Below are 26,276 nucleotides of genomic sequence, written 5' to 3' on the forward strand. Positions count from 1 at the left end.
GCCGGATTCTCCGGCGCGGAACAGGAGCGCGCTTCGCGGTGACCGAGATCGAAATTACCGCGAAGACACTATCACTATGCGAGCTGTTCAGATCGGCGCCGAGCGAAAACGCAATCAGCAATCTCAGCACCCAGGTCGGCCAGCGCCAGATCGGTCCCCATTTGCTTCCCGTCACGATCAACAGCGGTCTCAAGCCGACCTGCTATCTGTGCTGCCCGTCGGTCGCCTATATCGATTATGCGCGCGACGAGCTGCGTCACTTTTCGGAACACCGGCTTCTGTCGACCGTGTTGGATGGCCTGCTCAAGCTCGGCTATCCGCTGATCCGGGCAGCCGGGCTCGACCGGCAGGTACAGATCAACAACTGGCTGCTCGCGACCAACCCGATCCCCGACGTCACGTTCGAAGCCCTGCTGGCGGCGACGCAGGCGATCGTGCAGCAGCATCCCGCTCACGTGGTGGCCTGGCGCTCCTTGAACGATTTTTGCGACCGCGCGGCGATGCAGATCTTTCGCGAGGCCGGCTACCGGTTATATCCGGCCCGGCAGATCTACATGTTCGATTGCAGAAACGCTGAGCCGAAACCCGGTCGTGACGAAAAACGCGACCGAGCGCTGCTCGACGATTCCGGTCTCGCGAGCGTGGCGCCAGCGGAATTGCGCGACGACGATTTCGTTCGCGCGCAGACGCTCTACCAGTATCTCTATCTCGAGAAGTACACTTGGCTGAACCCGCAATACACGGCTGCGTTCATGAAAGCGGCACATGGGGGTGGCATCCTCGAATTCCAGGGATTGCGTGCCGCGGACGGACAGCTTGCCGGTGTGATCGCGTTCTTCGACTCCGGCCGAACCATGACAGCACCAATCGTCGGCTATGACGCCACCCTTCCGCAGGAGGCTGGTCTCTATCGCATGCTGATGGCGCTGGCCTTGAAGCGGGCGCGCGAGCGAAAAATGCTGTTCAACATGAGCGCCGGCGCAGCCGCGTTCAAGCGCAACAGGGGCGGCGTCGCGGCGCTGGAATATACCGCCATCTACAACGCCCATCATGCGCCGACGGCGCGATTGGCCGCATCTGCGGTCCGGATCATATTGCAACGGGCCGGCATTCCCGTGCTGCGGAGCTTCGAGCTATGACCGATAGGGCATCGACCTGGCATGCGGTTGCGCTGAGCCGCAAGGTCGGCACCAGACCACATCGCGTCATGCTCGACGGACAGCCCTTCGTCCTGTTCCGGTCCGGCAAGGCGCTGCACTGCCTGACTGACCGCTGCCCGCACCGCTTCGCGCCGTTGTCGCAGGGACGGGTGATCGACGACGCCATCGAGTGCCCCTATCACGGCTGGCGGTTCGACGGCGGCGGGCGCTGCCGTAGCATGCCGGGGCTCCTGGAGCAGACGCCGACCATCGCGGTGCCCGCGCATGCTGTGCGCGAGCAGAACGGCCTGATCTACATTTCGCCGGGAGACCAGCGCGGCGAACCCTATGCAGGCGTGCTGTCAGGGCCGGGCACTGTGAGCAGTGTTGTCGAGAATCGCGTTCGCTCGACGCTGCTCGACGTCGCCGAAAACATTCTCGACGCCACCCACACCCATTTCACCCACAGCGGTCTGCTGCGCGGACTAAGCAGCCGACGCTGGAAGGTCAAGGTATCGGTGACGGGCGGCGATGGCTGGGTCGAAGCGCGCTACGAGGGAGAGCCGCGGCAGGAAGGCCTGATCAGCCGGCTGCTCGAAGGCGAACGGTCGATCAGCGTCGGCCGCTTCGTCGCGCCTGGGATCGCCGAGCTCGAGTTCTGGGGACGCGACCGCATCAACCTGTCGACGACGTTTCATCTGCGCCAGGAGGACGACGATCATGTTCGCGGCTTCGGCGTGCTGGCGGGACCAATGCAAGGCGGGCTCGGATATATCAAAGCAATGCTGTTCAAGCCGCTGTTCATGATCGCGCTGCGTCAGGATCAACGCATTCTCACGGCTGCGCGAGACAACAAGCCGCCGGGCGCGCGGCCCGTGATCTGCCGGCTCGACGTGCTCAGGCCAAGTATCGAGTCCATCTTGCGTGGCGAGCGCCCCGCCGTTGCGGATGCGCCTTTCGACATCATCATGGAGTTGTGAGCCTCACGCCAGCGGCTCGCCATCCCATTCGATGTCGCGCACCGAGGCCTCGAGCAGCCCCGTGCCATTTCGCAGCGCGCGGACGGCGATCTCGCCGAGCGCGCGCAATTGGGACAACAACAGGCCGCGGTCGCCGGGCCAGACTGAGATGTCCTGCATGCCGGCGAAATCGCGTCGCCACTGTGCAAAGCCGCGATTGCGGATGGCGTCTGGCAAGCCATAGGCCAGCATGGCCAAGGGAAGCATCATCGGCGCCGTCGACGATGCGCGTGCGTCGCGTCCTTCGAGAATGGCTTTGTCGAGACCATCTGCCGGCCCGAAATAATGCACGCCGCTCGTCGTGCGCGGATTGCATTCGATGACGTACAGTTCGCCTTGCGCGTCGCGGCGAAAATCGAACGAGATCTGTCCGGTCCAGTTCAGTCGCGCGACCAGACCGTCGACGAATTGTCGCGCAACGGGATCGGCGACTGCTGCAAAGGCGACGCCTGCGCCTTGGCCGACGCGATAGGTCGGCTTGTAGCTCTGAAACGCCGCCAGCCGACCATTGACCGCGACGGCATAGGCGCTGATCTCCTCGCCCGGCAGATAGGCTTGCGCGACCCAGGGATCGGCCGCGGTCGGGCAAAGCGCATCGAGCGCCGCGCGCGAGGGGCGGATCAGCACGCGTGATCCGAACCGCGACCAGGCAGGCTTCAGGACCAGGCCTTCCGGCTGCGGCATAACAGACAGGTCGTCGCGCGAGCAGAGCCGCACGGTCGGCGGCGGATCGGCACCGAGCCCCATGGCGACCTCGGCGAAATCCGCCTTGTTGTGGACTTTTGCAAGCAGGTCGAAATGCGGCGCAAACAACTTGATGTCGATGCCTCTGATGTCGCGGACCGCTGCGAGATAAAACACCTCTTCGCAAGTCGGCACGATGACGTCAGGCGCTTCGCGCGCAACCAGCGCGGCCACAGCCGCGCAATAGTCCGAAAAGCCCTGCCGTGGCGACGGCAATTGCTCATAGGCATGCTTCATCCGCGTCGCCCGCGACATCGGATAGCGGAACGTATCGGCAAGGACGACACGATGGCCGGCGTGATAAAAGATACGCGCCAGATGCAAGGCGGCCGGCGCCCGGGCTCCGGTGATGAGGATGGTCTTTCTCATGCGGTGCTCGGCTTCCAGCAATTTTCGACGCGCCGAAGCTTTGCGTCGTTGCGCGGCTGCAGGGCCTCGTGCTGCATTTCGACGACGGGCCGCGCCTCGAGCTGCGTGCATGCCACCAGCACCGCCGTGCGCACGCCCTCAGTGGCGGAAACGCCGACGTGAAGCGGCAGGACGATGTCGATCCGGTTTTCGCCCGTCTGCCGGATACGGAAATCGTCGATGCTACGGTCCGCCGCCAGCACCGCGTTGCGCAGGACATCCGGGGTCACCATGACGTCAGGCCTAGCCGCATCGCGGTTCGGCAGAACAAAGACATCGTCGCGACGGCCGATCACTTCCGCGACGGCTTGCAGGGCCGAACCACAAGGGCAGCGCCTGGAATCGAGCCGCAAGATATCGTTCATACGATAGCGCGCCATGATCTGCGTGCGCCGCGTGAAATCGGTCACAACAGGCACAACGAGATCGGGGCTGCCAGCTACCGGTTCGAACTCGAAATGCACGACGTCTTCCGCCAGATGCAACGTGCCGCACTCGCAGGAGACGCCGAACAGGCCTTCCGTCGCCATGTAGATTTGCCGCAAGTTCAGGCCGAAGCGGCGCTCGATCACCTCCCTATCCGGCGGGTCGAGCACTTCCGCGCTCGAAAACATCGTGCGCGGCGCAATCGCGACGTCATTCTCCGCAAACCAGCGCAACGCTTTCGGCGGAGCAACGACGACATCAGGCTTGAACGCGGCGAGCGTCTCGGCGGCCGATTGCAGGCCGAGCCTGAGATCGACGAAGCGTAGTTTCAGCAATTTCGATTCGTTCGCGGCGTCGTAAAGCCGCGACGAGCGCGGGAGCACGACGGCGACGCGGTGCTGTCGCAGCAAAGAGAGAGGAATCGCCTTGGCGACAATGGTGCCGAGCCAGACGAAACGCTCTTGGTCAGAAACCAGGTAGAGGCCCTGATTCCCGCTGGTACCCGTGCTGCAACCGACATCGTAGCCTTTGGGCGCCTCGCCCCGATCGATCATGCTCCAGATCTGCGCTGCCATCAGACCGAGACGGTTAAAATCCTGAAAGCGCGCCATTACCTCGCGCTTGTCGACGAGGGGAAGAGCTGACAAGTCCTTGTCGCGAAAGCCGCGATAGAAGGCGACCTGCCGCGTCGCATCGTGCATGAGCCGCGCAAGGCGCGGTTGCTGCCATCGTTCGATCCTGTTGCGGCTCGTGAGCCAGCGCCGCAACAACCACGTGCGCAGATAGGCCGAAGCGAGAGCCAGCCGCGACATCACGATATCGGCTCGTCGACGTCGTGGCAGAGATGAATTTTGCCGCCCTGCCCGGCGAACGCCCTGAGCAGGCGCTGACTGTCGCGGCCGGCATCGCGATCGTCGAACACGATGGCACTGGATATCCACGGTGTCTTGTCCTGCATCAGCGCCTCGCGCGTCCATGCCGCATCGGTGGCGTAGATCACGGGGCCGGTAGCCTCACGCCAAAAAACGCCGAAATGGCCGAAGGCATGCCCCGGAAGCGGCACTGCGAGATAAGAGCCATCGCCGAACAGATCATGGCCGTCGCCGAGCACGGTGCCGGTCGGCACGCGCGCCAACTCTTCGACTGAGGTCAACCGCCGCGTGATGTCGGGCGGGATCAACTCCTTGAAGATCCCGTTGTGCAAGGCGGCGGCCGTACTCATGCCCATGACGGCGCGCGCCGCCGCGCCCCAGGCCGTGAACGCGGCGTTCGCGAACAACCGAAGGCTCGACACGTGATCGGCATGAAAATGCGTGACGATGACATGGCGGATATCGGCCGGCGCGACGCCAAGATTGCGCAGCGTCGTCTCCACCGCCTCGTCGGCATTCAGTTGCGGGCGGAGCACCGCGTTATAGAGCCGCAACGCGGCACTGCGCGACCCCTGCGTCACCTCGGGTCCAACGCCGGTATCGACCAGGCAGAGCCCGCGCCCGCCGAGATCGATCACGCCGTAGCGCACGGTCAGCCGCGCGCGCCTTAAGCCGGCGCCGCGCTTGACGAGACCGGCGAAGACATCGATATGCGCGCTGTTGAACAGCTTCATGCCGCCTACTCTCCTCCGAACGTCCGGCGCAGACCCTCGGCGAAATCGACGGTCGGTGTCCAGCCGAGATCCTTGCGGATGGCCGACAGATCGAGCGTCTGACTGAAGGCAAGCAGTCCCGCCGAATAGGCCGTCACGACAGGTTCGACCTGCGGTCGGAACAGCTTGTGGAAGCCCTCGATCGCACGGATGGCGGTGAGCGCGACCGGCCAGGACAGCTCGCGCCAGCGCACATCGACGCCTGCGAGCGCAGCGCTGCGGGTGATGATCTCGCGGATCGAAACCGCCTCACCGCCGGAAACATTGTAGATCGCGCCTGACGCCTTGTCCTTGACACCGAGAATGCAGGCGATCGCAGCCACGACATCGTCGACATAAGTGAGATCGATTACCGCGCGCCCACCGTTGAAGGACGGCAACGGCCCGCGCTTTGCTGCGCGCAGAAGGCGGGGCAGCAACGCCTTGTCGCCCGCCCCGTAGATCCCGCGCGGACGGACGATAGTCCAGGACAGATCGGACGTGGAGCGAACCAGCTGCTCAGCGGCAGCCTTGCTCCAGGCATAATGATTGATGGGTGCAGGCAGGGCAGATCCCTCGCTGACACCAAGCCCGTCACGGAAACGGAAGTAGACGCTGGACGATGAGACGTAAACGACATGCGGCGCGTGCCATCTTTGCGCCTGCGCCAGCAGATTGGCCGTTGCCGTGACATTGTTGCGCTCGAAATCACGCCGCGGTCCCCAATTCGACGACAGACCGGCGCAATGAACGATTGCGTCGACATCCTCGAGCTCGAGCGCGGACAATGATGCAGCGTCGGCGAGATCGCAGATCTCTACGGTGATCCGCTCGCCGCGCAGGACGTCCCGTAGCGAGGCGGACCGGCCGAGCGCGATCACCTCGTGGCCGCGCGCAGCCAGTTGGCGAGCCACGCGACGGCCGAGGAACCCACCCGCTCCGGTCACCAATATTCGCGGCATCTAGATCTCGATCGCCATGCCGCCGAACGACACGCCGGCGGAGGTGCCGAGCATGATGACGCGCGATCCCCTGATGATGCGTTGCCGCTGCCGCGCAATATGCAGCGCGGTCGGGATCGACGCGGCCACCTGATTGCCATGGGTGGCGACGATATCGATGACCTTGTCGCGCGGAAAGCCGCAGCGCTTGACGAGGTGGGTCAACGCGAAGGGGCTGGCCTGGTGCGGCACGACGAGATCGACGCTCTCTCGCGTCCAGCCCGCACTCTCGAGCAGCTCGTCGACAAAGCCGGGAAACTTGGCCGCGGTCAGCTTGAACAAGTCGCGGCCGTTCATCTGGAAGAAGCGCCCCGACGCAAAGCGCTCCGGCTCGCGCGCAAAGTCGATCCCCGTCCCGCCTGACGCGAGCGAGCAGGCCTCGTAGCCTTCATGATGAACCTCGAACCTGACGGCCCTGACATGGCTTGCTTCGCCCTGATCGGGCCGGACCAGCACTGCGGCCGCGGCGCCGTCGCCAAACAATCCGGCCGTGGCCGGATCGGTCTGCCAGGGCAGCGCCCGCGAGGCCATCTCGGAGGAGACGACCAGGGCACAGCGATGGCGCCCGGTTGCGATCATCAGCGTCGCCATGTCGAAGCCGGACAGGAAGCTGAGGCAGGTCGAGTTCACGTCGAGAGTCGAACAGGCTCCGGCAGGAATGCCGAGATGCCGCGCGATCAGCGGTGCGGTGATGGGAATGGAATATTTGGGAACGGCGCTGGCGAAGATCAGGAGGTCGACCGCAGACGGCGCGATACCGGCTTCAGTGAGCGCGACCCGGGCAGCGCTGGCCGCAAGCTCGTCCTGCGTCTCGGCCTCGCAAACGAACCGCTCCCTGACGCCGCAATTCGCCTCGAGCCATCCGTCCGGCTTTCCCAGCTCGCGATCGAGGGCGGCCGAGCTGACTTTGTGGCTGGGAAGGCTCGTCCCCGTTCCGCGCAAGCTGAACGCAATCGGCGTCATGGCCCCTCTGATTCCCTGGAAAGCGCCTCAAACTACCGGATGCGCCCGGTGGTTGCCACGCGAGAAAGGCCGACCGCGCGGGTTTGCGCATGATCGCAGCCACGCAGCCGTTATCATTCTGAAGCGACGACCATCCAAGCGATCAAATGACTCACCGCCATCACTTCTCGCGCGCTTCCTGCTTGTACCGTTCCAGCAGGCCCTCCGCCTTCATCTCCTGCAGAACGGCAGCCAGGCGGGGCGCGAGGTCGGCATTGGTCTTGTACAGATATGGATAGAGCACGACCCGGTCGCCGATCGTCAGCAGCGGCCGCACCGAGGTGACGCCCTTGAATTCGGGCGAATACAGGGCGCTCTGGAGCGCGGCATCGATCTCGCAAAAAAAATCGACGCGGCCGCTTAGCAGCATGCGCAACCCGTCATATTCGGTCGCGATGCTGGTCAGGCGCGTCTCCGGCACCAGGGACGAGAGCGAGCGCTGGCACAGCTCGACGCCGCGTCGATAGACGCCGATCCAGTTCGTCGCGGTCAGATCCTCCAAACGCGGCAAGGTCAGCCCCGGATTGCTGGCCCAGATTGCAAACCTCACCTCGTAGATCGACTCGTCGACCCGCACCTGGTCGGGGTGCGTCTCCCCGTAGGCGGGAACGCGCATGAACTGCCCGTCAACGGCGCCGGAATCGACCATCGCGCTCACCCGCTGCGTCGGCATCAGCTCGACCTCGAGCGGAACGCCGAGCCGCCTGAACGCCTCCTGGTAGGCAAGCCGCTGCCATTTGCCTTCGTATGTGGTTTCCGGCTGGTCCGTCACCATCACGAACGGACGCAATGGCTCCGCGCGGAGAGGATGAGGCAACACCGCCAGCAGCAGGAGAGCCGCGAACAGGAAACACGATCCGCAGTTCCGCAAGCAGCCGTCGGATGCATAGGAATGAGAGGATGACATGAAGCGCTCTCGCAAATTCGGTACTTGGCCTCGCAGGCATTCAAAGGATCTTGCTCAAGATCTTGCGCATCATTTTGCCGAGAGGACCTCACGGATCATCTGCGCGAGGTCCGCCCTTCGGTATGGCTTGCGCAGCAGGGCGACGCCGGTGTCGAGGCGTCCGTCATGGACGAACTCATCGGTGTAACCCGATGTGTAGAGCACTTTCATCCCCGGGCGACGCTCGAGCACGGCTTCGGCCAGTTCGCGCCCGTTCATTCCGCCCGGCATGACCACGTCGGTGAACAGAAGATCGAACTCGGCGCCCTGGTCGACCAGCGCCAACGCCGCCTCCGCGTCGCTGGCGATCAGGGTCTTGTAGCCGAGGCCGCCGAGCTGGGCGATCACATAGCCTTGCACCAGCGGATCATCCTCGACCACCAGGATGGTTTCCTGGCCGCCGATCGCAGCGATGGCCGGAGCGGATGCCGATTTCACCGGGGCCCGGATCTCCGAGCGTGGCAGATAAAGCCTGACCACGGTGCCCCGCCCCTGTTCGCTTTCGATCTTCACGGCGCCGCCGGTCTGCCTGGCAAACCCGTAGACCATCGCGAGCCCCAGCCCGGTGCCGCGGCCGACCCCTTTGGTCGTGAAGAAAGGCTCGAACACCCGATCGATGATATCGGGTGGAATTCCCTGGCCGGTGTCGGTGATCGCGATCATCACGAAATCTCCGGCGCGCACCCCGTCATCGAACGCAGCGGCGTCGTCGATGACCACATTGGCGCTTTCGAGCACCAGCTTGCCGCCGCCGGGCATGGCATCCCTTGCATTGATCGCGAGATTGACGATCGCCGCCGAAAGCTGCGACGGGTCGGCCAGCGCAGACCACGCATCGCTCGCGAGCAACGTGTCGATCTCGATGTGCTCACCGAGCATCGGCTTGAGCAGCTTGCAGACGTCGAGCACCAGTTCATTGATGTCGACCTCGCGCGGCTGCAACGGCTGGCGGCGCGCGAAGGTCAGAAGCTGCGATGTGATCTCGGCGCCGCGCACGGCCGCCTCGTCGATGAGGTGGGCGATCGCGGCGAGTTCAGGCCGGTCGGCCACGCCTTCCTGGATGATCTCGATGGTACCGGTGATGACCGTCAGGACATTGTTGAAGTCATGAGCGACACCGCCGGTGAGCTGGCCGATCGCGTCCATCTTCTGGGACTGGCGCAACCTCTCGGTGGTCTCGTGCTGCTCGGTGAGGTCGGTGCCGGTGCCGCGATATCCGAGGAAGCGACCGTCGGGTGCGAATACGGGTCGCCCGCTGATGCTGACATGGCGCAGCCGACCAGCCAGATCGCGCCTTGTGTACTCGAAATTGCGGAACGGCTCGTGGCGTTCCAGCACCGCCTCATGCTCGCGCCATTTCTCCGGCTCGGCGCCGCTGTTGATCGCGGTGTCGATGCGGCTCGTGCCGATCAACGCGGCTCGATCGATCCCGAAGGCATCCAGTCTTTCCGAAATATAGGTGAAATGATGATCCGGTCCGGTTTCCCAGAACCAGTCCGATGCCGTCTCCGCGTAATCGCGAAAGCGCTGCTCGCTCAACTGGGCATCCTGCTCGGCCTTCTGGCGCACAAAGAGGTCCTGCTGAAGCTGCGTGTTCACTTGCTGCAGATCGCCATAAGCGCGCTGCAAATTGGCGCACAGCTCATTGAAGGCATCAGCGACCTTGTCGAGCTCGTCGGGCTTGTCGCGACCCCTCCTGCTCAGCTGCAACGGCGGCGGCGGCCGTGCAAGATTGTAGCTTCCGACAAAGTCGGCAATGGTGACGAGGTGACGGGTGACGAGGACGTGAAAGATGTAGAGGATGAAGAGCGAGACAAGAAACGTCTTGGCCGCCTGGCTCGCGAGGATGACGAGCGTCCGGTTCAGCAGATGCTGGTAGACCTCGGTGAGCGTCGCTTCGACATAAAGGATCCCGATCGGACGCTTGGTGCCGCGAACCATGTAATCGAGCGGATAATCGCGGGCGATGCTGGCGCGCGCGCTGCGGTCGCCGACGGAGATGTGGATCGGATCCGGACGATCGATGACCTCGCGGATCTCGACCGCGCGGATACCGGGCAGGCGCTGGATGCCGTTGAGCTGAAGCTGGAGCTGGTGCTGGTCAAGCGCCCAAAGGCTCTCGCCCAGGCTCGCAAGGTAGCTTCGGCCGATCTCGTCGAGACGCGTCTCGATGACACCGACCTCGTGATCGTAGTCGAGGTAAAGTTGAAGCGCGGTCAGCGTCAGCGTGACGAGCGAGCTGAACAGCAGCACGGCGGCCAGCAGGCGGAAACCGATACCGCTGCGGAGTCTGTCGAGGATCTCGGCTGCGCGGAAGCCAAGCGAGTCAGATGCGAGCGACGATCCGATGGCCTGCAAATCCCCCTTCGCGGCAACGGGCTCAATGACGTAGCGACCATTGAGATCATTTTCGCCCTTGTCCAAGTACCATTCCCCCCGAAACATGGACGGAAACCGCGGAGCGCAATCTGCGCCTCGGGATTCGGTGTGGCAAGTCAACGATCAGCGGAGTGTGAAATCAACCAGGTCTCATCGGAAACCCGCGCACCCGAACGGCAATTTGACCGTGCAATATGGTGCGAATGGCGCTCCCTAGGGGAATCGAACCCCTGTTTCAGCCTTGAGAGGGCCGCGTCCTAACCGCTAGACGAAGGGAGCGTGAGGGAGAGGACATAGCCGCGAATTTTGCCTACGGCAAGGTGAGATTGCGGGTTTCAAATGTCTCCGCAACGTCGTCATGGCGAAAGCCAAGCCCATCACCCCGGAGGACAATTGTGACGCGCAGGGTTAACTCCCAGTCCCCGTAACTATGCCCGCCTGTGGTTATTGGTCCTGGCTTTCGCCAGGACGACCGTGGAGGCCGACCCTACGGCTCATTGGCAAATTTCAGCTTTCCGGCCGGCCTAAGGGTGTGGGCGTCGAAGGTGCGGATCTCGGTGACCCCGCCGATATCCAGGGTCACCAAGAGGCGATCGCCGGCAACGCCCGTGGAGACGATCTTGGCGCCTTTCGGCAAGGTCGCGATGACGTCGCCCGTGGGCTCGGGCGCTCTTCCCTCCGACTTGAAAAGGCGGTAGCCCACCGCGATCAGGACGGCGCAGACAGCCAGCGCCGTGGTCAACCCCGCGATCAGCATCATCCGTCGCACCCGCGCGAACAGCGCGGTCTGCTCGGGGGTCGGTTCGGGAACAGCGGTATCAGACGTCGTCATGGAAAGCTCAGGTTTAGCGCAGAGGTTGGAAGTCGTGGTCGAAGGCGACGAGGGCTCGGCCCGGCTCGACCGCGTGCTGGCGTCGCGCCTGCCGGAGCTGTCGCGGTCAAGGCTGAAAGCCCTGATTCTGGCGGGCGCGGTGAGCCTCAAGGACGCCGAGATCCGCGACCCCGCTTATCACGTCGCCTCAGGCGATACGATCAGAATCGACGTGCCGGAGGCGGCCCCGCCCGAGCCCAAGGGCGAGGATATCGCGCTGGATATCGTGTTCGAGGACGACGACATCATCGTCATCAACAAGCCCAAGGGCCTGGTTGTGCACCCCGCGGCCGGGCACGAGACCGGGACGCTGGTCAACGCGCTGATCGCCCATTGCGGCAACTCGCTGTCGGGCATCGGCGGAGTGCGCCGGCCCGGCATCGTGCACCGGCTCGACAAGGACACGACCGGGCTGATGGTGGTCGCCAAGAACGACCTCGCGCACGCCTCGCTTACCGCCCAATTCGCCGATCACGGCCGCACCGGACCGATGCGGCGCGGTTATATGGCCTTCGCCTGGGGGCTGCCGGGCCGGCATCGCGGCACAGTCGATGCGCCGATCGACCGCCATCCGCATGCGCGGGAAAAGATGGCCGTGCGCCAGGGCGGCCGCGAGGCGGTCACGCATTGGGAGCTGCTGGAGAGCTTTAACGGGCGCGACGGCAAGCCGGTGGCCTCCCTGCTCGCCTGCGAGCTCGAGACCGGGCGCACCCACCAGATCCGCGTCCACCTCGCCCATATCGGCCACCCCCTGATGGGGGATGCGGTCTATGGCCCCCATTTCAAGACCAAAGCCAACCAGCTCGGGCCCGACTCGCAGGCCGCTTTGACGGCCCTTGGGCGGCAGGCTCTGCATGCCTATTTGCTGGTATTGGAGCACCCTAGGACCGGAGAACTTCTTCACTGGGAGGCGGGTCTGCCGGAGGATTTGCTTCTCCTTGAGAGCGCTCTGAAAGCGGCGCTATGACGCAGGGGCTTTGAGAAAGGCCTTACCTTACAAAAAGTTATAGCTGCCACACGGGGACGTGACGTCAGCAATCCTTCCCTTTTTGACCCCCGATGGGGTATATTGCGCCTGCGTTGGAAGTGACCAACGTGGAACATCGCAGCTACGGCCGGCTTTAACCAAGCGGTCGTCTGCCTGGCCCGCCGCTATCGGGGGCCTGAACCTTTGGAGGGGCTAACCATGGCCCGTACCGCTGCTCTGCCGGTCCTCAATGGAGAATCCGGCCTATCTCGCTACCTCGCCGAGATCCGCAAGTTCCCGATGCTGGAACCCCAGCAGGAATACATGCTCGCCAAGCGTTGGCGCGAGCATGACGATCGCGACGCGGCGCATCAACTCGTCACCAGCCATCTCCGGCTCGTCGCCAAGATCGCCATGGGCTATCGCGGCTACGGCTTGCCGATCTCCGAGGTCGTCTCGGAAGGCAACGTCGGCCTGATGCAGGCGGTGAAGCGTTTCGAGCCCGAGAAGGGCTTCCGTCTCGCCACCTACGCGATGTGGTGGATCAAGGCGTCGATTCAAGAGTACATCCTGCGTTCCTGGTCGCTCGTGAAGATGGGCACCACCGCGAACCAGAAGAAGCTGTTCTTCAACCTGCGCAAGGCGAAGAGCAAGATCAACGCGCTGGACGAGGGCGATCTCCGCCCCGATCAGGTGAAGATCATTGCCAAGCGCCTCGGCGTCACCGATCAGGACGTGATCGACATGAACCGCCGCCTCGGTGGCGATGCGTCGCTCAACGCGCCGATCCGGGACGACGGCGAGGCCGGCGAATGGCAGGACTGGCTGGTCGACAATACGCCCAACCAGGAAGCCATGATGGCGGAGCACGAGGAATATGATCACCGCCGTGACGCGCTGAATGGCGCCATGGGCGTGCTCAACCCGCGCGAACGCCGCATCTTCGAGGCGCGCCGCCTCGCCGATGAGCCGATGACGCTGGAAGACCTTGCCGCCGAGTTCGGCGTGTCGCGCGAGCGCGTCCGCCAGATCGAGGTCCGCGCCTTCGAGAAGGTGCAGTCCGCGGTCAAGGGCACGATCGCAAGGGCCGAACAGGCCGCGCTGGAAGCCGCGCACTAAGCGCGGCTTTTCGCGGTCCGCGAATTGGCGGATCGACAAGACACCAAAAGCCGGCGGCAACGCCGGCTTTTTTGTTGTGTGAGCCGCAGCATGGTTGCGAGAGATGCCGGCGCGACATCTTGAACGCCTGTGACGGGTCAAGCGACCAAAGATGATTGGACAATCAGAAAACGGACACGCACCGTGTCAATCATCCTGCAATCCACCGTCGGCGGCTTCTCGGCCCAGTTCATGCGCAAGCTGCCGCAGGTCGAGCAGGCCATGCGCGACCACGGGCTCGATCCCAGCGAGTTCGTCATCTCCAAGGACTATGCCTCGACCGCGACGATCCCGATCATGGGTCCGTTCTTCTTCAATTACAGCGTCTACTTCGGCGAGGAGGAATTCACCGTCACCGAGCCGAACGACATGGTGTTTCTGGATTTCTTCCTCAACCGCGTGCTGGCCGCGGACGGCCCGCCCGAATTGCCCGAGCGGCCGGGATTGATCCGGCGACTGTTCGGCTGGATGTCGCAACCGGTGTAGGCCGCGCTCGTCACTCCCCCCAAATCCTTGCCAGCGTCGCGAGCCAGCAGCCTTCGCAATAGCGGGCATCCTTGAAGTCGATCCAGTTATGGGCATAGACGTGATCGAGCGGGATGCCGTAGCGCGCGCGCAGGACCTGGACCAGGATCTTCCAGGCCGCGACCTGCGGTTCGGTCGGACCGATCGTGACATCGGGATAGTTGCCGGCGAATTCGACGCCGATCGAATTGTCGCGCACGACCTGATGATAGGTCGTGCTGTTGTCGACGTATTTGTTGTCGTTGCGGTTGGCGCCGTCGGTATGGGTCGGCACCAGATTGTCCGCGACCGACCAGTAAACCGTACCGTCGGTCTCGACCCAGACCATCACGCCGCGCCGGGTGGGATTCTTGAACTGCTCCTGCGCGCCACCGCGCGCCGAGCCCGTCGGCCCTTCGGTCTGGTGCACGATGATGTTGCGCCAGGCATGGGCGCTCGCGACATCGCCCCACGGTGCCAGCCAGACGATCTTCAGGCCGGGAATATCGGGCGTGCCAGTGCTGCGCGCGAGCCTTGCGAGCTCGGCATCCATGGCGGCGGCGGGGACGATCAGGAGTGCGGCGAGAACCGCCGCAACGAGGCGAGATATCATCACAGGATCCAACAACGGACCCCAGCGTAGCAGGATCTACGCGAATTTGCGCGCGGGTTCGATCGGCTCGGGCGAGAGCGGCGGGGCCTGATCATAGATCGCAAAATCGTTCTTGCCGTTCTTCTTGGCGGCATAGAGGGCATGGTCGGCGTGGGCGATCAGCCTGTCGGGGAATTGGCCGACGCCGCGATCCCATTCCGCAACGCCGATCGAGATCGCGATCGGGATGTCGTTGCCGGAACAACCGGCGGCATCCTGGCGGCAGACCTCGAGGATGCGGCGAGCAATCAGTGCGCCCTCGCGCAAGGACGAGGACGGCAACACGACACAGAACTCGTCACCACCGGTCCGGGCAAGCATATCGCCCGGCCGCAAGCGCGTCTGCGCCATCAGGGTGAAGTGCTGGAGGCAGGCGTCACCTGCGGCGTGGCCATAGGTGTCGTTGATGGTCTTGAAGCCGTCGAGATCGATCACCAGCAGCGAGAACGGCTCGCCGCTGCGCTCCGAACGGGCGCATTCCTCGGACAGCCGCTGCAACAAATGGCGGCGGTTGGCGACGCCGGTGAGATCGTCAAGCAGCGCAAGGTCGGCGACCTCGTTGCGGAGGCGATCCATCGCCATCAGCAGGAAGCCGAAATTGAGTGTCATCGACAGAAATAGAAGCCCGAGCAACATGACCCCATGGGCCTGAGTGCCGGCTATCGCCGAAAAGTCGCCGCCGAGCGAATTGCCGACCGCGCGTGCCACGAAGACCGCGATGATGATGAGGATGACGATGCCGGACAGCCGCGCGCCAGGGCTGACGCGGCCTTCCGGCGGCGACAGCAACAGACGCAGCGACAACACCAGCGGCAGGCCCTGGCCGATCGTGTAGCTCAGCATACGCAGCTGCAGCTGGTTGAAGCCGATCTTGAACAGCACGACACCGGCGACGCTGACAACTGCCGTCCCGACCATGAGGCGCAGATGGACCGGGCGATCATAGAAGCGCTGAATGCCCATCGCCGAGAAGCAACTCGCCGCAATGATGCCGGCGCCCGCGAACAGAAGTGGAATTGGAGAATCGACAAACAGGTGGATCAGGGCCGTCATCGCGCCGAAAGCCCCCAGGAAAGCTGACGCCATCCAGTAGCGCGCGGCTTCGAATTTCGGATACGAACGCGTCACGTAGGCCCAGATCAGGCCCAACGCCAGGAAGTTGACGACGAAGACCGTCCAAAGCGTCGGTACGTTCAGCATGGCGTCCGCGATACGCGCAGCGTCCCGCCCCCTGTCCCCTGCAGAAGTTCGTCCATGACCCCGTCCCCGTGTTCTTGCGGAAGATCATGCGCGGGTTGCACTTAACGGAACCTCACTGCGATCTTCGAAAGCGCGCCCTTGGTTTTGGATTCATGAACGCCGCGTCTCGGTTATCGGATCGTTAGGCACGCCGCCGACGTCGATGCGCGATCGCGTCGGAGCCGACCGCGAGGCGGATTCGCGGGCCAAAATCACCTGAAAATGCATCTGAGCTGTGGATAACGTAATGACACAGATGTGACAGCGCGGGGCATGGACGCGCGAATCTGCTGAGTTTGTCATCGAGGATGTTGCGAGGCTGGCCCTCCGCCGAGCGATCCTCGTGTCGCGTTTCACCATTAACCCTTAAGAGGATCCTATGGCTAAGAAAGCGAAGAAGGCGAAGAAGGCGACGAAGAAAAAGGCCAAGAAGGCCGCGAAGAAGAAGTAGCGCGGATGTTCTTTGCCCGGGTGGAGCACGCTCCGCCCGGGCGTCGGTAAGGCTAAGAGAGTTTGAAGATGGCGGGCGCGAGGCCCGCTTTTTTATTGCCTAACGCTCGGCGAAGGCCAGCTTGGCACCCAGCAGGGCGAAGCCCGCCGCAAAGGAGCGGCGCAGCCAGGCCATCACGCCGGGACGGGAGATGACGCGCTCGCGCACGGAGGCGGCGCAGAGGCCGTAGATGACGAACACCACAAAGGTCATCGCCATGAAGGCGCCGCTCAATTCCAGCATCCGCCCCAGCACATGCGCCTCGTCCACCGCGATGAACTGCGGCAGGAAGGCGAGGAAGAAGATCGAGAGCTTTGGGTTGAGGATGTTGATCAGGAAGCCGGTGACGATGACCCGGCCGCTCGAGCGCTCCTTGATCTCGCCGTCGACCGCAAGCGCCCCCGTCTCCCGCAGCGCCTGCCAGGACATATAGAGCAGATAGGCGACGCCACACCATTTCAGCGCGGCAAAGGCGAGCGCGCTGGTATGGAGCACGGCGGCAAGCCCGAGCATCGCCGCGACCATGTGCGGCACGATCCCGAGCGTGCAGCCGAAGGCCGCCGCCACACTGGCGCGCGAGCCGCGGGTGAGTGCCGCAGCCAGGGTGTAGAGGACGCCGGTGCCGGGCGAGGCGACGACGATGAGCGAGGTGAGCAGGAAGGACCAGGACATGTCCTGTCCCTACCATCCCGCCCGCTTGCCGAGAAGTCACGACACGGTCAGCGCGCCTCAGTTCAGCTGGGCGATCTCGGCTTCGCGCAACACGTCCAGCGGCGCCCAGGGCTTGGCCCAGAATTTTGCGCCGTCGGGCAAGGCCTGCGCCAGGGGGCGGCCGGAGGTGACGACGACGTCGAGCTTCGGATTGCGATCCTTGGCGACGTGCGCCAGCTCGACGCCGTTCATGCGACCGGCCAGCTGCACGTCGGTCAGCATCAGGCAGAGCGCGCTGGCGTTCTTGTCCAGCACACGCTCGGCGGCTTCCGCACTCTCGCACTGGATGACCTGGTAGCCACTCTCCTCGAGCAGGAGACAGAGCATCTCCCGCTGCAAGGCATCGTCCTCAACGATCAACGCGGTCGCTCGATATGGCTGGGCCTGTACCATCTGGCTGCTCCAATGCTCGCATCCGCTTCGTGTCAGGTGAGTTAAGGAAGCGAGAGGCGATATGGTTCGGTTCCATACTGAAAATATGTACATTGAAGTTCCAGATTGGATCGAGGGAGCCACCCATGACTGCGATTCGCGGCGCCGCCGCCATCACCGGAGCGGCAAGCGGCATCGGCCGCGCACTTGCAATTGAACTCGCCAGCCGCGGTTGCGACCTCGCGCTCGCCGATCGCGACGAGGCCGGGCTGAAAGCGCTTGCTGCCGAGATCGGCGCACAGCGCAAGATCAGCGTGCATCGCGTCGATGTCGGCGAACCCGACGACATCGCGCAATTCGCGCGCGAGGCGATCGCTGCGCATCCCGCGCTCAACATCGTCATCAACAATGCCGGCGTGGCGCTGATGGGGACGTTCGAGGAGATCGACCAGGCGCAGATGGACTGGCTGTTCGACATCAATTTCTGGGGCGTGGTGCACGGCACCCGCGCCTTTCTGCCGCATCTGAAGGCAAGGCCGGAGGCGCATATCGTCAACATCTCCTCGATCTTCGGCATCATCGCGCCGCCGGGACAATCGGCCTATGCGGCGGCCAAGTTCGCGGTGCGCGGCTTTTCCGAGAGCGTGCGGCACGAGCTCGCGGTCGCGGGCAGCCCGGTGCGGCTCTCGGTGGTTCATCCCGGCGGTGTCGCCACCTCGATCGCGCGCTCATCGCGCACCGGGGTTGGCGTCACCGACAATGCACGCCGCGCGCAGATGATCGACCGGTTCGAGAGCGCGGCGCGAACGACGCCGAAGGATGCGGCGCTGCGCATCATCAGGGGCATCGAGAAAAACGAGCCGCGCATCCTGATCGGCAACGACGCCAGGTTCATGGACATCCTGCAGCGCTTTCGCCCGGGCACCTATTGGGCGCCGTTGCAGCGGCGGCTGGAGAAGATGGCAAAGGGAGCGGCGAAGTCGTCGGGGCCGCAGTAGCGTCCCTCACACGCTGTCATGCCCCGGCTTGACCGGGGCATCCAGTACGCCGCGGCCTATCGATTCAACCACATCCGCCTCGGCGTACTGGATCGCCCGGTCAAGCCGGGCGATGACACCGAGTATGCGGTCACCGCCCCACCAGCTGATCGGCAAAATACCCGATCGTCTTGCGATAGATCACGGCCCTGTTCCACTCGCGCATCGCCTCGAAATTGGCCGAGCCTTCGTCATAGGGCTGGCCCATCTTGAAGCCGTTCGAGTGCAGGAGGTTCGCGGTCGAGGCGAGCACGTCGGCGACGCTGTGGCGGAGGTCGACATGGCCGTCGCCGTCGAAATCGACACCGTATTTGATGTAGGACGACGGCAGGAACTGGGTCTGGCCGATCTCGCCGGCATAGGCGCCGATGAGGTCGCGCAAGGGCAGGTCGCCGCGCTGCACGATCTTCAGGGCGGCGAGCAGCTCGCCCTGGAACAGCTCGGTGCGGCGGCAATCATGCGCGAGCGTCGCCAGCGTGCGGATGACAGGCAGCTTGCCCATGTCGCCCTTGCCGAAATCGCTCTCCAGCCCCCAGATCGCGACCAATATCTGTCGGGGCACGCCGAACTGCTGCTCGATGCGCGACAGCAGCGCGGCATGGCGCTGCAGCAATGCGCGGCCGCCATTGATGCGGCCGGGGCCGACGCGGGTCGAGACATACTGCTCGAAGCTCTTGTTGAAGGTGTAGCGCTGGCGCCGGTCGAAGGCGAGCACGGCGCCATCCTGGGTGATGCCGCCGAACGCCGCGCTGGTCACGCCCGCCGAGACGCCGGCTGCTTGCGCTTCGGCGCTCATGCTGGCGACAAAGCTGTTGAAGTCGCCGCCGCAGCGCGCGGCCTCAGCCGACCCGCCGGCCAGCGTGACAAGGAAGGCGGCGGCGAGAAGCGGTCTCAACATACGAAGGGGTCCTCTGCAGTGGCGCGAAACGGAAGGCGATCATGCCCGGGAACTGGATTCGCGTCAAAGCGACCGCGGAACCGATCATGCCTGAAGTCCGCGCCTGACAACGCCGAACAAAAACCGAAAACAACCCCATGCACAGTAGAAGCGCCAACCGCGTCTTTTGTTTTTCCGAATTCCAATTGACCCGTCGGGCAAAACAGGGGTATAGTGCCAGCATCGCAGACTTCGGGCGTTGGCGGCCGCCCGCGAAGCGCCTGTCGAAAGCGAACAGCGCCAAGGCTGTCCGTTTGATCCGCATCAACATGCCTCATGCCCTCGTTCATAGACTGGAACAAACAGCAGCGTCCTGCTCAGAAGAGCAGCCCAGGAGACCAGCCCATGACCGGAATTACCCTGACCGCAGATCAGATCCGCAACGCACCCGCACCGGTGCGGCAATGGATCGAGCAGGAGGTGATCAATTCGCTCGGACTTAATTCGGCAGGACTTGCGCCTCGACCGCCTGTCGCCGCACCAGCTCAAACCGCCCATCTCGTCGCCTGCAGCGTGGACGATGTCGCCGGCGTGCTCGAGCACATCCGCGGCACCTTCCCGGCGGTGAACGTGCTGTTCGAGTTCGGCCGGCCGGGCATCAATTACGGTCAGCCTGCGGTGATGACGTTCCGCCTCATGGACATCCTGCACCACACGCGGCTGCAGCAGATCGAACAGGTCATGACCTGCCTCGAAATGATCAACCAGGCGCTGACCGTGGTCCGGAAAGACCCGTCCGCGCGGTTCTGCGGCTTCGACAATGAGGGCCATTGCCTGATCGCGCCGCAGACGCAGGCCAGCATCGCCACGCTTTGGCAGGACATGATGGCGCGTCAGCAGATGCAGCAGACCAAGCCGGACGACCGGATCGCGCCGGCGGCGTGAGGGCGTTTTTTTCGGCCATCGGCAAGCGGATGGCCGCCGGGGAGAACCGGCGGCGCGGTGCGCGCGACTAACCTCTGCGCCCCCTTCCCTTGAACCCATAGAGAGTGCCGATGCCCGCGCCGAAACACATCCTCGGATCGCTTGTCCTTGCCGCCCTGCTCTGCCTTCAAGCCCCGGCCTCCGCCCAGACCCGCGATGTGCCGGGCGCACGCGACTATCCCGGCATCGGCCGCTTCGCCGGCAGTGTCGCCACGGCTTACGTGGTGAAGGACTTTGACGCAACGCGGATGCAGGCGGCCGCCTTCAAGGACGGCCAGCCGACCGATGCACGGCGGCTGGAGGGCCGCATCGTCCGTATCGCCTATCGCACCAATCCGGGCCCGTCGATCCTCGAAGTCTCCAGGAATTTCGAGACCCAGCTGGCGAAGGCCGGCTTCGAGACGCTGCTCGCCTGCGACACCGACGCCTGCGGCGCCATTCCCTTCACCGAAAGCATCGACACGCTGCCGGTCCCGCAGATGTGGGTCGACGGCTTCAACTACCGCTATTACGCCGGCCGCAAGACCGAGGGCGGGCGCGAGACCTGGGCCAGCGTCATCGTCAGCCAGAACAACCAGGATATCACCGCGCAGGTCACCATCGCCGAGCTCGGGGCGATCGCGAACAAGATGGTCGATGCCGCCGCAATGGCGAAGGGTCTTGGCGAGACCGGCCACATCGCGCTCTACGGCATTTATTTCGACACCGACAAGGCGGTGCTGAAGCCGGAGAGCCGCCCGACGCTGGAGCAGATCGCAAAGCTGCTGACCAGCCAGCCGCAGCTGAGCGTCTTCATCGTCGGCCACACCGACAGTCAGGGCGCCTATGACTACAATCTCGACCTTTCGAAGCGCCGCGCCGAGGCGGTCGCCGCCGAGCTGGTGAAGAGCTTTCGCATCGCGCAGACACGGCTACGCACCGCCGGCGTCGGCTTGCTGGCACCGGTCGGCTCCAATGCGACGGAGGCCGGCCGCGCGCTGAACCGGCGCGTGGAGCTGGTGGCGCCTTAAGGGCGTTTGATCCGCATCAGCATCGTGGTGCAAGCGATGTGGGACATTAATTTACGCGCGCCTCCCGTCGATTCCCGGGCGCTTAGCGCGTGCGTATGATAATCATGCCATTGCCCCGTCCGGTTGCGGCCAGCATGAGGCAGCCATCAATGCCCAACGACAGCACATCAACCCGCGCCTCCCTGCTCCGCATCCCGCTGTTCCGCCTGCTCGCCATCAACCTCGCGATCGGCGCCTGCGCGGCCGTTCTCCTCGTCGGCGGATTGCTGTGGCTCAACCCCGGACATCTGCGCGAGCTGATCTTCGCTGATCGCGCGCCCGGCATCGGACTGGTGTTGCTGCTCGCCTCGTTCGTCATCACCTTCGGTTCCGCCGCGATGGGCAGCGCGATCATGGCGCAGGGCCGCAAGCCGGACGATGACGGAGGCGGTGGCAATGGCGGAGCCACATCGCAATTGGCCATGCAGAAGCTGCCGCGGCGCGCAGGGCCGAACATGAATGGCGCATCGCAAGGTCGGAGCAACTAACTCATGTTATTTTCATGAGCGCATTCCCTTGCATCGGTGCCAGCTCTCGTTGCGTTGCGAGAGCCTGCAAGATGAACAAACTATTTCGATAATCCAAGCATCTGCTTTTCGCGATCGCGGGAACCCGCTGATGACACCGTCTGCATATCTGATGCGCTGGCTGCGACATCATCGCTATCACGATTTGCCTTGCCATCGTGGAGCGCGAGGGATAGCCTTCTATCTCAAGTTGTCGCCCTGCCAGCCCCGGGCGACGCTGAAGACCAATAAACGGCGGGCTTATCGGCCCGCCGTTTATTGAGGTGATGGGCCGCACGCGGGCATCGGCTAGCTGCATCCCGAAAACAGGCACCACCAGCGGATACGGCCGGTATTCTGGTCGCGAAGGATGTCGACATCTGCGCGAAGTCATTTGACTGCGGCACCCTGATCGACGACAAGCCGCCATGGCCAAGAAACCCGGAACCAATCCGAAAGGCGAGTTCGCCTTCTTCAACGTCGTCTACGAAGACGGCTCCCAACGCTCCAACCGGCGCGTGCCCGCAGAGCTGCTCGGCGGCCTCGACGGCGACGAGCCCGCGCGCAGCTTCATCATGGAGCAGGACCGCGAGATCGCGGAAAAGAGCGGGCGACCGCCGATGGAGATCAAGAGCCTCGATCGCGTTGGGGCGAAGAAGAAGTAGGTAGCCGCGGCTCGACGAGATTGGGCTGAACTGGTGCGGCATCGGGAGTTCACCTCTCCCTTGGGAGAGGTCGGCGCGTCCCGGGCGATGCGAAGCATCGTCCCGCGCGCCGGGTGAGGGTTTACGGTCTCACCGTGTGCTGCACCCCCTCACCCGATTTGCACTCTACGATGCTTCGCATCGCGAGGCGCAAATCGACCTCTCCCCGCTGGGGAGAGGTGTCAGAGTCCGCGGCCAATCAATTCAATCCAAAGCCACAATGCTCCAGCCAAACGCTCACCAGCGCCCGCACCATTTATTCCAGGCAAACAGCAGGTCGGCAAAACGGTCGTAGATAAACCGCGTGACCGGCAGCGCCACGCGATTGCCTGACAGCGCCGCAAGCCACCCCTCGCCTGGCGTCAGCCTCCACAGCGCAATCGCGACGTCAGCACCGACGATCAGCCGGCCGGCCTCATCGGTCGCGTGCAGGCGCCGCCTGATATCGTCGAGCGAGGCGCCGAGGTGCGCCAGCGCATCGGGCTGCTCGTTGATGTCCTTGAAGTCGACGGCACCGCTGCGCACCAGCGCCAACAACTTGTTGCGCTGCCAGTCGATGCCGGCGTCGCAGACGGGGCTGCGGGTGTCGTAGTAGACGGTGAGGTGGGCCGGCATCGATGCGCCTTTCGCGCCGGAAGTATAGTCCGAGAGAAAGCCGGATGGAGATTGAGCGTATCGAGCCGGTTGGGGCGAAGAAGAAACGCTTAGATCACGATACGGCCGGCTCGGTTGAGTCATATCGATTTCGACGAAACGATTAGCGGTCTTTTCGCTTACGGCCTGTATCATAAAGGCGAAGATGTCAGCTTCTGAGGGCCAAGCGCAAATCCTCTGATCAGTCAGAACATTACCGCTTGTGACCCGAAGGAGACCTCAAGCTCGAAGAGCCTAGATGTTCATTTTGTTGCGGGCAGTTTCACGCCGATCTGGTATGGGTTGCCTTCAACAATGTATTTTGTTGGCGTTTGCGAGGCGGTAACACAGCTCCTCGCCTGCGAGGCAGCGCTCGCATTCTTTGGCTTTTGCAATCGCACGGACAACCCACAGCAGAACTTTGTTGGTTCGTCGTTTTCGGTTCGCAGTAGCCAACCTTTTTCGATTTTCCAGTGGTTAATGCCTATGTCGCCTTCGCTATCCTGCGATGGGTGAGAAGGACTGGCGTCGGCAGGCGGGCTCTCTGGAATCGCAATTGATATGATGCGTCCATCCGGGTCGAAATATTCAGCGTTCCGACCGTCGAATTTTCCATCGCGATTCCGCCATACGAGGGTATTCCCTACAATTCTAGTATCCGATGCAGTTTCCCCCGACTCAACACAACGTCGCTCTTCCTGATCCATCTCTTCGCGCCCAATCGATTCCAGAAGATTCGGTCGCGGACTCGGATCAAAGTCGGGAAATAGGCTGGCGTTCCCTTGAAAAAGATCATACTCGGCTGGATTATTGAAGTTGGTGCCCACCGGGGTTGGATCGGCATACGATAGCTTCACTTTTCCAAGTAGCTGATGATTGCCTGAACTCAGTGTCGATTTTGCTGCCTTTCTGATGGTAAGCGCGAAATCGTGCTGTCCGCAGTTCTCGTACCCGACCGCTTCGCAAAGCCGCTGCCCCTTCATCGAAATGACCAGCAGGGCGCAACCGTTCGCTTCGTTACGAAACCTCAGATCGCGTCGGCTTAGACCAGTGGGGCTTACCCCCAAACAGCGATATTCCAGATGATCGTTCATGAAATAGCGGTAGGTAGGACCAGACTGGCTGTTTCCAGTCGACCGAAGCGTCTTGCCTATCAGGAACTGCAGCGCCTCCGGTCCGCTCAAGGTGCTGGCCGTGGTTGACTCGAGTGGTCTTTCGCCGCCGCTTGCCGCAAAAGGTATGCTTGTGAGCATCGCGAAAAGAAAATATCGAATTCCTGCCTTCATATTCAACCTAGAATAGATTTCGGTTGAGCGCCTAACTAACCTACTAACATCCAGACATCAATCCAGACGCGAGCGACGATAGCAGTTCGATTTCGAATGTCGCCTTCTGGCCCATCGCGACAAACTCGGTCCGCGCGTCGATGTCGGCGATGAGGGCTAAACCGGACCCGGCATAGACCGGGTCAAACTGACGCGATTGACCTATCGCAGATTTGTCATAACCCAGACGGATCAACCCGCCACTTCTCGCGGCCACATCGGCACGCGCACCTACACCCATAGGCACAATTTTATGGATTAAGGTCACGAGGCGAGCACCACGCTTGTAAACTTGAGAGCAATCGCCGCGTGCAATGGTGGCTCCATTGCCGTGGGGCCACAGATGTTTCCCAAAATACACTTCATTGATCCGGCCCTGCCAACATCGGTAGCCCGTGATTTTGAGTCAGCGATCGCTGTTACGAGCAGAGGTACGAGTACATTCCTGCTTGCTCTTGTCTTAGTGGCGGTTGCGGTATGGCTGAAAACAGGAGACGTTGTAATAACTTCGCTGGCGGCGGCTAGCGCCGCGCTGGTCGCGTTGCGTATCGGGGTCGTGAAGCTATGCAGCTCGACCTCCGCTTATCTGCCGACGCTGCTGGCGATTGGCGTCATCGGGGCGGCGGGTATCGCCGCTCTCGTTGTACGGGCGTTCTCGCTAGGCGACGACGTTGCTATCGCTATCGCCGTGCTCGCCGCATCGGGGCACCTCTCAGCCGCGACGATCAGGGGCGCTGCCGTGCCGAAGCTTGCAATTTCCAACGCCTCCACGTTGTTCGGGCTGCTCATTGTGTCTGCGATTGGCTCCGATTGCTGGGCAGTAGCGGTTCTATTGGCATTTCATTGGGTTGGGACGCTACAGCTCATAGCCATGTTGCATGGCCACATCCGTGGTAAGTTGCTCGCAGAATATCATATGTCGCAAGCGGCTCTGACGGACGCATTGACCGGCCTTGCAAATCGTCCAGCACTCGACGGCGCGCTCGAACAACGAATAGCATCCGGTATCGCTGTTGTCGCCATGATCGATCTTGATCGATTTAAGGCGGTCAACGATACATACGGTCACGACGCAGGCGACGTATTGTTAAGGTCGGTGACTGCGCGAATCCTCGCCGAGCTTGAGGATCGCCACCTCGTTGCTCGTCTCGGCGGCGACGAATTTGCTATCTTGTTTGACGCGGGGTTTGGTGTAGCCGACGCCACGCGGGTGGCAGAACGGATTGTGCTCGCGCTTGAAAGGCCGTTCATGATCGCTACCAATAGCGTCACGATAGGTGCGAGCATCGGCCTAGCGGCATCGGTTCACGGAGATAGCGCACGGTCACTCAAGCGACGCGCCGACGACCGCCTCTACGATGTAAAGCGCGGAGGGCGCGGATACGTCGCCCACGAGAGTGCTACTGTCGCCGCCGCTTGACCGGTTCGAGGCCCCAGCAGGTATGGATCGCGCGTGAGCCGCTAGCAATGACCGCCGTTAGCCCATCGCTGCCGCTTCCCACGGCCGAG

The 26,276-nt window shown here is 63.1% G+C and carries 27 protein-coding genes and 1 tRNA gene; 11 read left to right on the forward strand and 17 right to left on the reverse strand.

The window, feature by feature from the left end; all coding sequences use genetic code 11:
- The first annotated feature begins 38 nt into the window (after window positions 1-38).
- Both XI06_RS35120 and XI06_RS35125 read left to right on the forward strand, forming a co-directional pair.
- Entirely contained in the window at window positions 39-1,139 is a 1,101-nt protein-coding gene (locus XI06_RS35120) for a GNAT family N-acetyltransferase (RefSeq protein WP_271607386.1), read from the forward strand.
- Window positions 1,136-2,119 carry a Rieske 2Fe-2S domain-containing protein gene (locus tag XI06_RS35125; protein WP_237865965.1) on the forward strand — a complete coding sequence of 328 codons (984 nt, stop codon included), beginning with the start codon at window positions 1,136-1,138 and terminating at the stop codon, window positions 2,117-2,119. The genes XI06_RS35120 and XI06_RS35125 overlap by 4 nt, the downstream gene beginning before the upstream one ends.
- Window positions 2,120-2,122: 3 nt before the next feature.
- Here the strand turns inward: XI06_RS35125 and XI06_RS35130 are convergent, their stop codons facing one another.
- The 9 genes from XI06_RS35130 to XI06_RS35170 form a co-directional block, all read right to left on the reverse strand.
- Window positions 2,123-3,271, reverse strand: a complete 1,149-nt coding sequence (locus XI06_RS35130) for a hypothetical protein (protein WP_271607387.1) — start codon at window positions 3,269-3,271, stop codon at window positions 2,123-2,125.
- Window positions 3,268-4,548, reverse strand: a complete 1,281-nt coding sequence (locus XI06_RS35135) for a F390 synthetase-related protein (protein WP_271607388.1) — start codon at window positions 4,546-4,548, stop codon at window positions 3,268-3,270. Before XI06_RS35135 ends, XI06_RS35130 begins: the two co-directional genes overlap by 4 nt.
- Complete coding sequence (locus XI06_RS35140; RefSeq protein ID WP_271607389.1) at window positions 4,548-5,342, reverse strand: MBL fold metallo-hydrolase; 795 nt, start codon at window positions 5,340-5,342, stop codon at window positions 4,548-4,550. Before XI06_RS35140 ends, XI06_RS35135 begins: the two co-directional genes overlap by 1 nt.
- Before the next feature lie 5 nt (window positions 5,343-5,347).
- Window positions 5,348-6,322, reverse strand: coding sequence for an NAD-dependent epimerase/dehydratase family protein (locus XI06_RS35145; protein ID WP_271607390.1), 975 nt, complete (start codon window positions 6,320-6,322; stop codon window positions 5,348-5,350).
- Window positions 6,323-7,324 (reverse strand): 3-oxoacyl-ACP synthase III family protein, encoded by a 1,002-nt coding sequence (locus XI06_RS35150; protein ID WP_271607391.1) that lies wholly within the window; start codon window positions 7,322-7,324, stop codon window positions 6,323-6,325.
- Between the two features lie 160 nt (window positions 7,325-7,484).
- Window positions 7,485-8,270 (reverse strand): substrate-binding periplasmic protein, encoded by a 786-nt coding sequence (locus XI06_RS35155; protein WP_271607392.1) that lies wholly within the window; start codon window positions 8,268-8,270, stop codon window positions 7,485-7,487.
- Between the two features lie 69 nt (window positions 8,271-8,339).
- The gene (locus tag XI06_RS35160) at window positions 8,340-10,733 is read right to left on the reverse strand and encodes an ATP-binding protein (RefSeq protein ID WP_271607393.1); all 2,394 of its coding nucleotides are present in this window, start codon (window positions 10,731-10,733) and stop codon (window positions 8,340-8,342) included.
- A 159-nt stretch (window positions 10,734-10,892) separates the two neighbouring features.
- Window positions 10,893-10,967: transfer RNA gene (locus tag XI06_RS35165), tRNA-Glu, on the reverse strand.
- Window positions 10,968-11,175: 208 nt separating this feature from the next.
- Entirely contained in the window at window positions 11,176-11,520 is a 345-nt protein-coding gene (locus XI06_RS35170; RefSeq protein ID WP_271607394.1) for a hypothetical protein, read from the reverse strand.
- On the opposite strand from XI06_RS35170, the gene XI06_RS35175 reads away from it, so the two are divergent.
- The 3 genes from XI06_RS35175 to XI06_RS35185 all read left to right on the forward strand — a co-directional run bounded on the left by XI06_RS35175 (window position 11,519) and on the right by XI06_RS35185 (window position 14,170).
- Window positions 11,519-12,526 carry an RluA family pseudouridine synthase gene (locus XI06_RS35175; RefSeq protein WP_271607395.1) on the forward strand — a complete coding sequence of 336 codons (1,008 nt, stop codon included), beginning with the start codon at window positions 11,519-11,521 and terminating at the stop codon, window positions 12,524-12,526. The genes XI06_RS35170 and XI06_RS35175 overlap by 2 nt on opposite strands.
- A gap of 219 nt (window positions 12,527-12,745) precedes the next feature.
- A complete protein-coding gene (gene rpoH, locus XI06_RS35180; protein WP_100178250.1) occupies window positions 12,746-13,645 on the forward strand; it encodes an RNA polymerase sigma factor RpoH in 900 nt (299 codons plus the stop codon).
- A gap of 183 nt (window positions 13,646-13,828) precedes the next feature.
- Window positions 13,829-14,170 carry a hypothetical protein gene (locus XI06_RS35185; protein ID WP_237865955.1) on the forward strand — a complete coding sequence of 114 codons (342 nt, stop codon included), beginning with the start codon at window positions 13,829-13,831 and terminating at the stop codon, window positions 14,168-14,170.
- A gap of 10 nt (window positions 14,171-14,180) precedes the next feature.
- Here XI06_RS35185 and XI06_RS35190 read toward each other — a convergent pair whose 3' ends face one another.
- The 4 genes from XI06_RS35190 to XI06_RS35205 form a co-directional block, all read right to left on the reverse strand.
- Window positions 14,181-14,801: a peptidoglycan recognition protein family protein gene (locus tag XI06_RS35190; RefSeq protein ID WP_271607396.1), complete on the reverse strand. Its 621-nt coding sequence runs from the start codon at window positions 14,799-14,801 to the stop codon at window positions 14,181-14,183.
- Between the two features lie 36 nt (window positions 14,802-14,837).
- Window positions 14,838-16,040, reverse strand: coding sequence for a GGDEF domain-containing protein (locus tag XI06_RS35195; protein ID WP_237865953.1), 1,203 nt, complete (start codon window positions 16,038-16,040; stop codon window positions 14,838-14,840).
- A 589-nt stretch (window positions 16,041-16,629) separates the two neighbouring features.
- On the reverse strand, window positions 16,630-17,241 hold the full coding sequence (locus XI06_RS35200; protein ID WP_237865952.1) for a LysE family translocator: 612 nt from the start codon (window positions 17,239-17,241) through the stop codon (window positions 16,630-16,632).
- 57 nt (window positions 17,242-17,298) lie between these two features.
- The gene (locus XI06_RS35205) at window positions 17,299-17,673 is read right to left on the reverse strand and encodes a response regulator (protein ID WP_237865951.1); all 375 of its coding nucleotides are present in this window, start codon (window positions 17,671-17,673) and stop codon (window positions 17,299-17,301) included.
- 125 nt (window positions 17,674-17,798) lie between these two features.
- On the opposite strand from XI06_RS35205, the gene XI06_RS35210 reads away from it, so the two are divergent.
- Complete coding sequence (locus XI06_RS35210; RefSeq protein WP_237865950.1) at window positions 17,799-18,650, forward strand: SDR family NAD(P)-dependent oxidoreductase; 852 nt, start codon at window positions 17,799-17,801, stop codon at window positions 18,648-18,650.
- A 130-nt stretch (window positions 18,651-18,780) separates the two neighbouring features.
- Here XI06_RS35210 and XI06_RS35215 read toward each other — a convergent pair whose 3' ends face one another.
- A complete protein-coding gene (locus XI06_RS35215) occupies window positions 18,781-19,587 on the reverse strand; it encodes a lytic murein transglycosylase (RefSeq protein WP_237865949.1) in 807 nt (268 codons plus the stop codon).
- Window positions 19,588-19,971: 384 nt separating this feature from the next.
- Between XI06_RS35215 and XI06_RS35220 the strand changes: the two genes are divergently transcribed.
- From XI06_RS35220 to XI06_RS35235, 4 genes are all read left to right on the forward strand, one after another.
- On the forward strand, window positions 19,972-20,511 hold the full coding sequence (locus tag XI06_RS35220; RefSeq protein WP_271607397.1) for a hypothetical protein: 540 nt from the start codon (window positions 19,972-19,974) through the stop codon (window positions 20,509-20,511).
- A gap of 110 nt (window positions 20,512-20,621) precedes the next feature.
- A complete protein-coding gene (locus tag XI06_RS35225; RefSeq protein WP_271607398.1) occupies window positions 20,622-21,560 on the forward strand; it encodes an OmpA family protein in 939 nt (312 codons plus the stop codon).
- Window positions 21,561-21,709: 149 nt separating this feature from the next.
- Window positions 21,710-22,087 (forward strand): hypothetical protein, encoded by a 378-nt coding sequence (locus XI06_RS35230; protein WP_271607399.1) that lies wholly within the window; start codon window positions 21,710-21,712, stop codon window positions 22,085-22,087.
- A 446-nt stretch (window positions 22,088-22,533) separates the two neighbouring features.
- Window positions 22,534-22,770: a hypothetical protein gene (locus XI06_RS35235; protein WP_237865945.1), complete on the forward strand. Its 237-nt coding sequence runs from the start codon at window positions 22,534-22,536 to the stop codon at window positions 22,768-22,770.
- 276 nt (window positions 22,771-23,046) lie between these two features.
- On the opposite strand, the gene XI06_RS35240 is transcribed toward XI06_RS35235, so the two are convergent.
- The 3 genes from XI06_RS35240 to XI06_RS35250 form a co-directional block, all read right to left on the reverse strand.
- Entirely contained in the window at window positions 23,047-23,424 is a 378-nt protein-coding gene (locus XI06_RS35240) for a thiol-disulfide oxidoreductase DCC family protein (protein ID WP_271607400.1), read from the reverse strand.
- A 281-nt stretch (window positions 23,425-23,705) separates the two neighbouring features.
- Complete coding sequence (locus XI06_RS35245) at window positions 23,706-24,728, reverse strand: hypothetical protein (protein WP_237865798.1); 1,023 nt, start codon at window positions 24,726-24,728, stop codon at window positions 23,706-23,708.
- A 43-nt stretch (window positions 24,729-24,771) separates the two neighbouring features.
- Complete coding sequence (locus tag XI06_RS35250) at window positions 24,772-25,035, reverse strand: hypothetical protein (protein WP_271607401.1); 264 nt, start codon at window positions 25,033-25,035, stop codon at window positions 24,772-24,774.
- 75 nt (window positions 25,036-25,110) lie between these two features.
- Here XI06_RS35250 and XI06_RS35255 point away from each other — a divergent pair, with 75 nt between their 5' ends.
- Window positions 25,111-26,187, forward strand: a complete 1,077-nt coding sequence (locus XI06_RS35255; protein WP_237862589.1) for a GGDEF domain-containing protein — start codon at window positions 25,111-25,113, stop codon at window positions 26,185-26,187.
- Window positions 26,188-26,276: the final 89 nt, after the last annotated feature.

Source organism: Bradyrhizobium sp. CCBAU 11434, assembly GCF_028128895.1.
GTDB classification, from domain to species: domain Bacteria; phylum Pseudomonadota; class Alphaproteobacteria; order Rhizobiales; family Xanthobacteraceae; genus Bradyrhizobium; species Bradyrhizobium zhengyangense.

Bases quoted from the DNA above. Each gene is read 5' to 3' on its own strand.
- XI06_RS35125 (WP_237865965.1), top strand. From the start codon at position 1,136: ATGACCGATAGGGCATCGACCTGGCATGCGGTTGCGCTGAGCCGCAAG.
- XI06_RS35130 (WP_271607387.1), bottom strand. From the start codon at position 3,271: ATGAGAAAGACCATCCTCATCACCGGAGCCCGGGCGCCGGCCGCCTTG.
- XI06_RS35135 (WP_271607388.1), bottom strand. From the start codon at position 4,548: ATGTCGCGGCTGGCTCTCGCTTCGGCCTATCTGCGCACGTGGTTGTTG.
- XI06_RS35140 (WP_271607389.1), bottom strand. From the start codon at position 5,342: ATGAAGCTGTTCAACAGCGCGCATATCGATGTCTTCGCCGGTCTCGTC.
- XI06_RS35145 (WP_271607390.1), bottom strand. From the start codon at position 6,322: ATGCCGCGAATATTGGTGACCGGAGCGGGTGGGTTCCTCGGCCGTCGC.
- XI06_RS35150 (WP_271607391.1), bottom strand. From the start codon at position 7,324: ATGACGCCGATTGCGTTCAGCTTGCGCGGAACGGGGACGAGCCTTCCC.
- XI06_RS35155 (WP_271607392.1), bottom strand. From the start codon at position 8,270: ATGTCATCCTCTCATTCCTATGCATCCGACGGCTGCTTGCGGAACTGC.
- XI06_RS35175 (WP_271607395.1), top strand. From the start codon at position 11,519: ATGGAAAGCTCAGGTTTAGCGCAGAGGTTGGAAGTCGTGGTCGAAGGC.
- XI06_RS35170 (WP_271607394.1), bottom strand. From the start codon at position 11,520: ATGACGACGTCTGATACCGCTGTTCCCGAACCGACCCCCGAGCAGACC.
- rpoH (WP_100178250.1), top strand. From the start codon at position 12,746: ATGGCCCGTACCGCTGCTCTGCCGGTCCTCAATGGAGAATCCGGCCTA.
- XI06_RS35190 (WP_271607396.1), bottom strand. From the start codon at position 14,801: ATGATATCTCGCCTCGTTGCGGCGGTTCTCGCCGCACTCCTGATCGTC.
- XI06_RS35195 (WP_237865953.1), bottom strand. From the start codon at position 16,040: ATGCTGAACGTACCGACGCTTTGGACGGTCTTCGTCGTCAACTTCCTG.
- XI06_RS35200 (WP_237865952.1), bottom strand. From the start codon at position 17,241: ATGTCCTGGTCCTTCCTGCTCACCTCGCTCATCGTCGTCGCCTCGCCC.
- XI06_RS35205 (WP_237865951.1), bottom strand. From the start codon at position 17,673: ATGGTACAGGCCCAGCCATATCGAGCGACCGCGTTGATCGTTGAGGAC.
- XI06_RS35210 (WP_237865950.1), top strand. From the start codon at position 17,799: ATGACTGCGATTCGCGGCGCCGCCGCCATCACCGGAGCGGCAAGCGGC.
- XI06_RS35215 (WP_237865949.1), bottom strand. From the start codon at position 19,587: ATGTTGAGACCGCTTCTCGCCGCCGCCTTCCTTGTCACGCTGGCCGGC.
- XI06_RS35220 (WP_271607397.1), top strand. From the start codon at position 19,972: ATGACCGGAATTACCCTGACCGCAGATCAGATCCGCAACGCACCCGCA.
- XI06_RS35225 (WP_271607398.1), top strand. From the start codon at position 20,622: ATGCCCGCGCCGAAACACATCCTCGGATCGCTTGTCCTTGCCGCCCTG.
- XI06_RS35230 (WP_271607399.1), top strand. From the start codon at position 21,710: ATGCCCAACGACAGCACATCAACCCGCGCCTCCCTGCTCCGCATCCCG.
- XI06_RS35235 (WP_237865945.1), top strand. From the start codon at position 22,534: ATGGCCAAGAAACCCGGAACCAATCCGAAAGGCGAGTTCGCCTTCTTC.
- XI06_RS35240 (WP_271607400.1), bottom strand. From the start codon at position 23,424: ATGCCGGCCCACCTCACCGTCTACTACGACACCCGCAGCCCCGTCTGC.
- XI06_RS35245 (WP_237865798.1), bottom strand. From the start codon at position 24,728: ATGAAGGCAGGAATTCGATATTTTCTTTTCGCGATGCTCACAAGCATA.
- XI06_RS35255 (WP_237862589.1), top strand. From the start codon at position 25,111: ATGTTTCCCAAAATACACTTCATTGATCCGGCCCTGCCAACATCGGTA.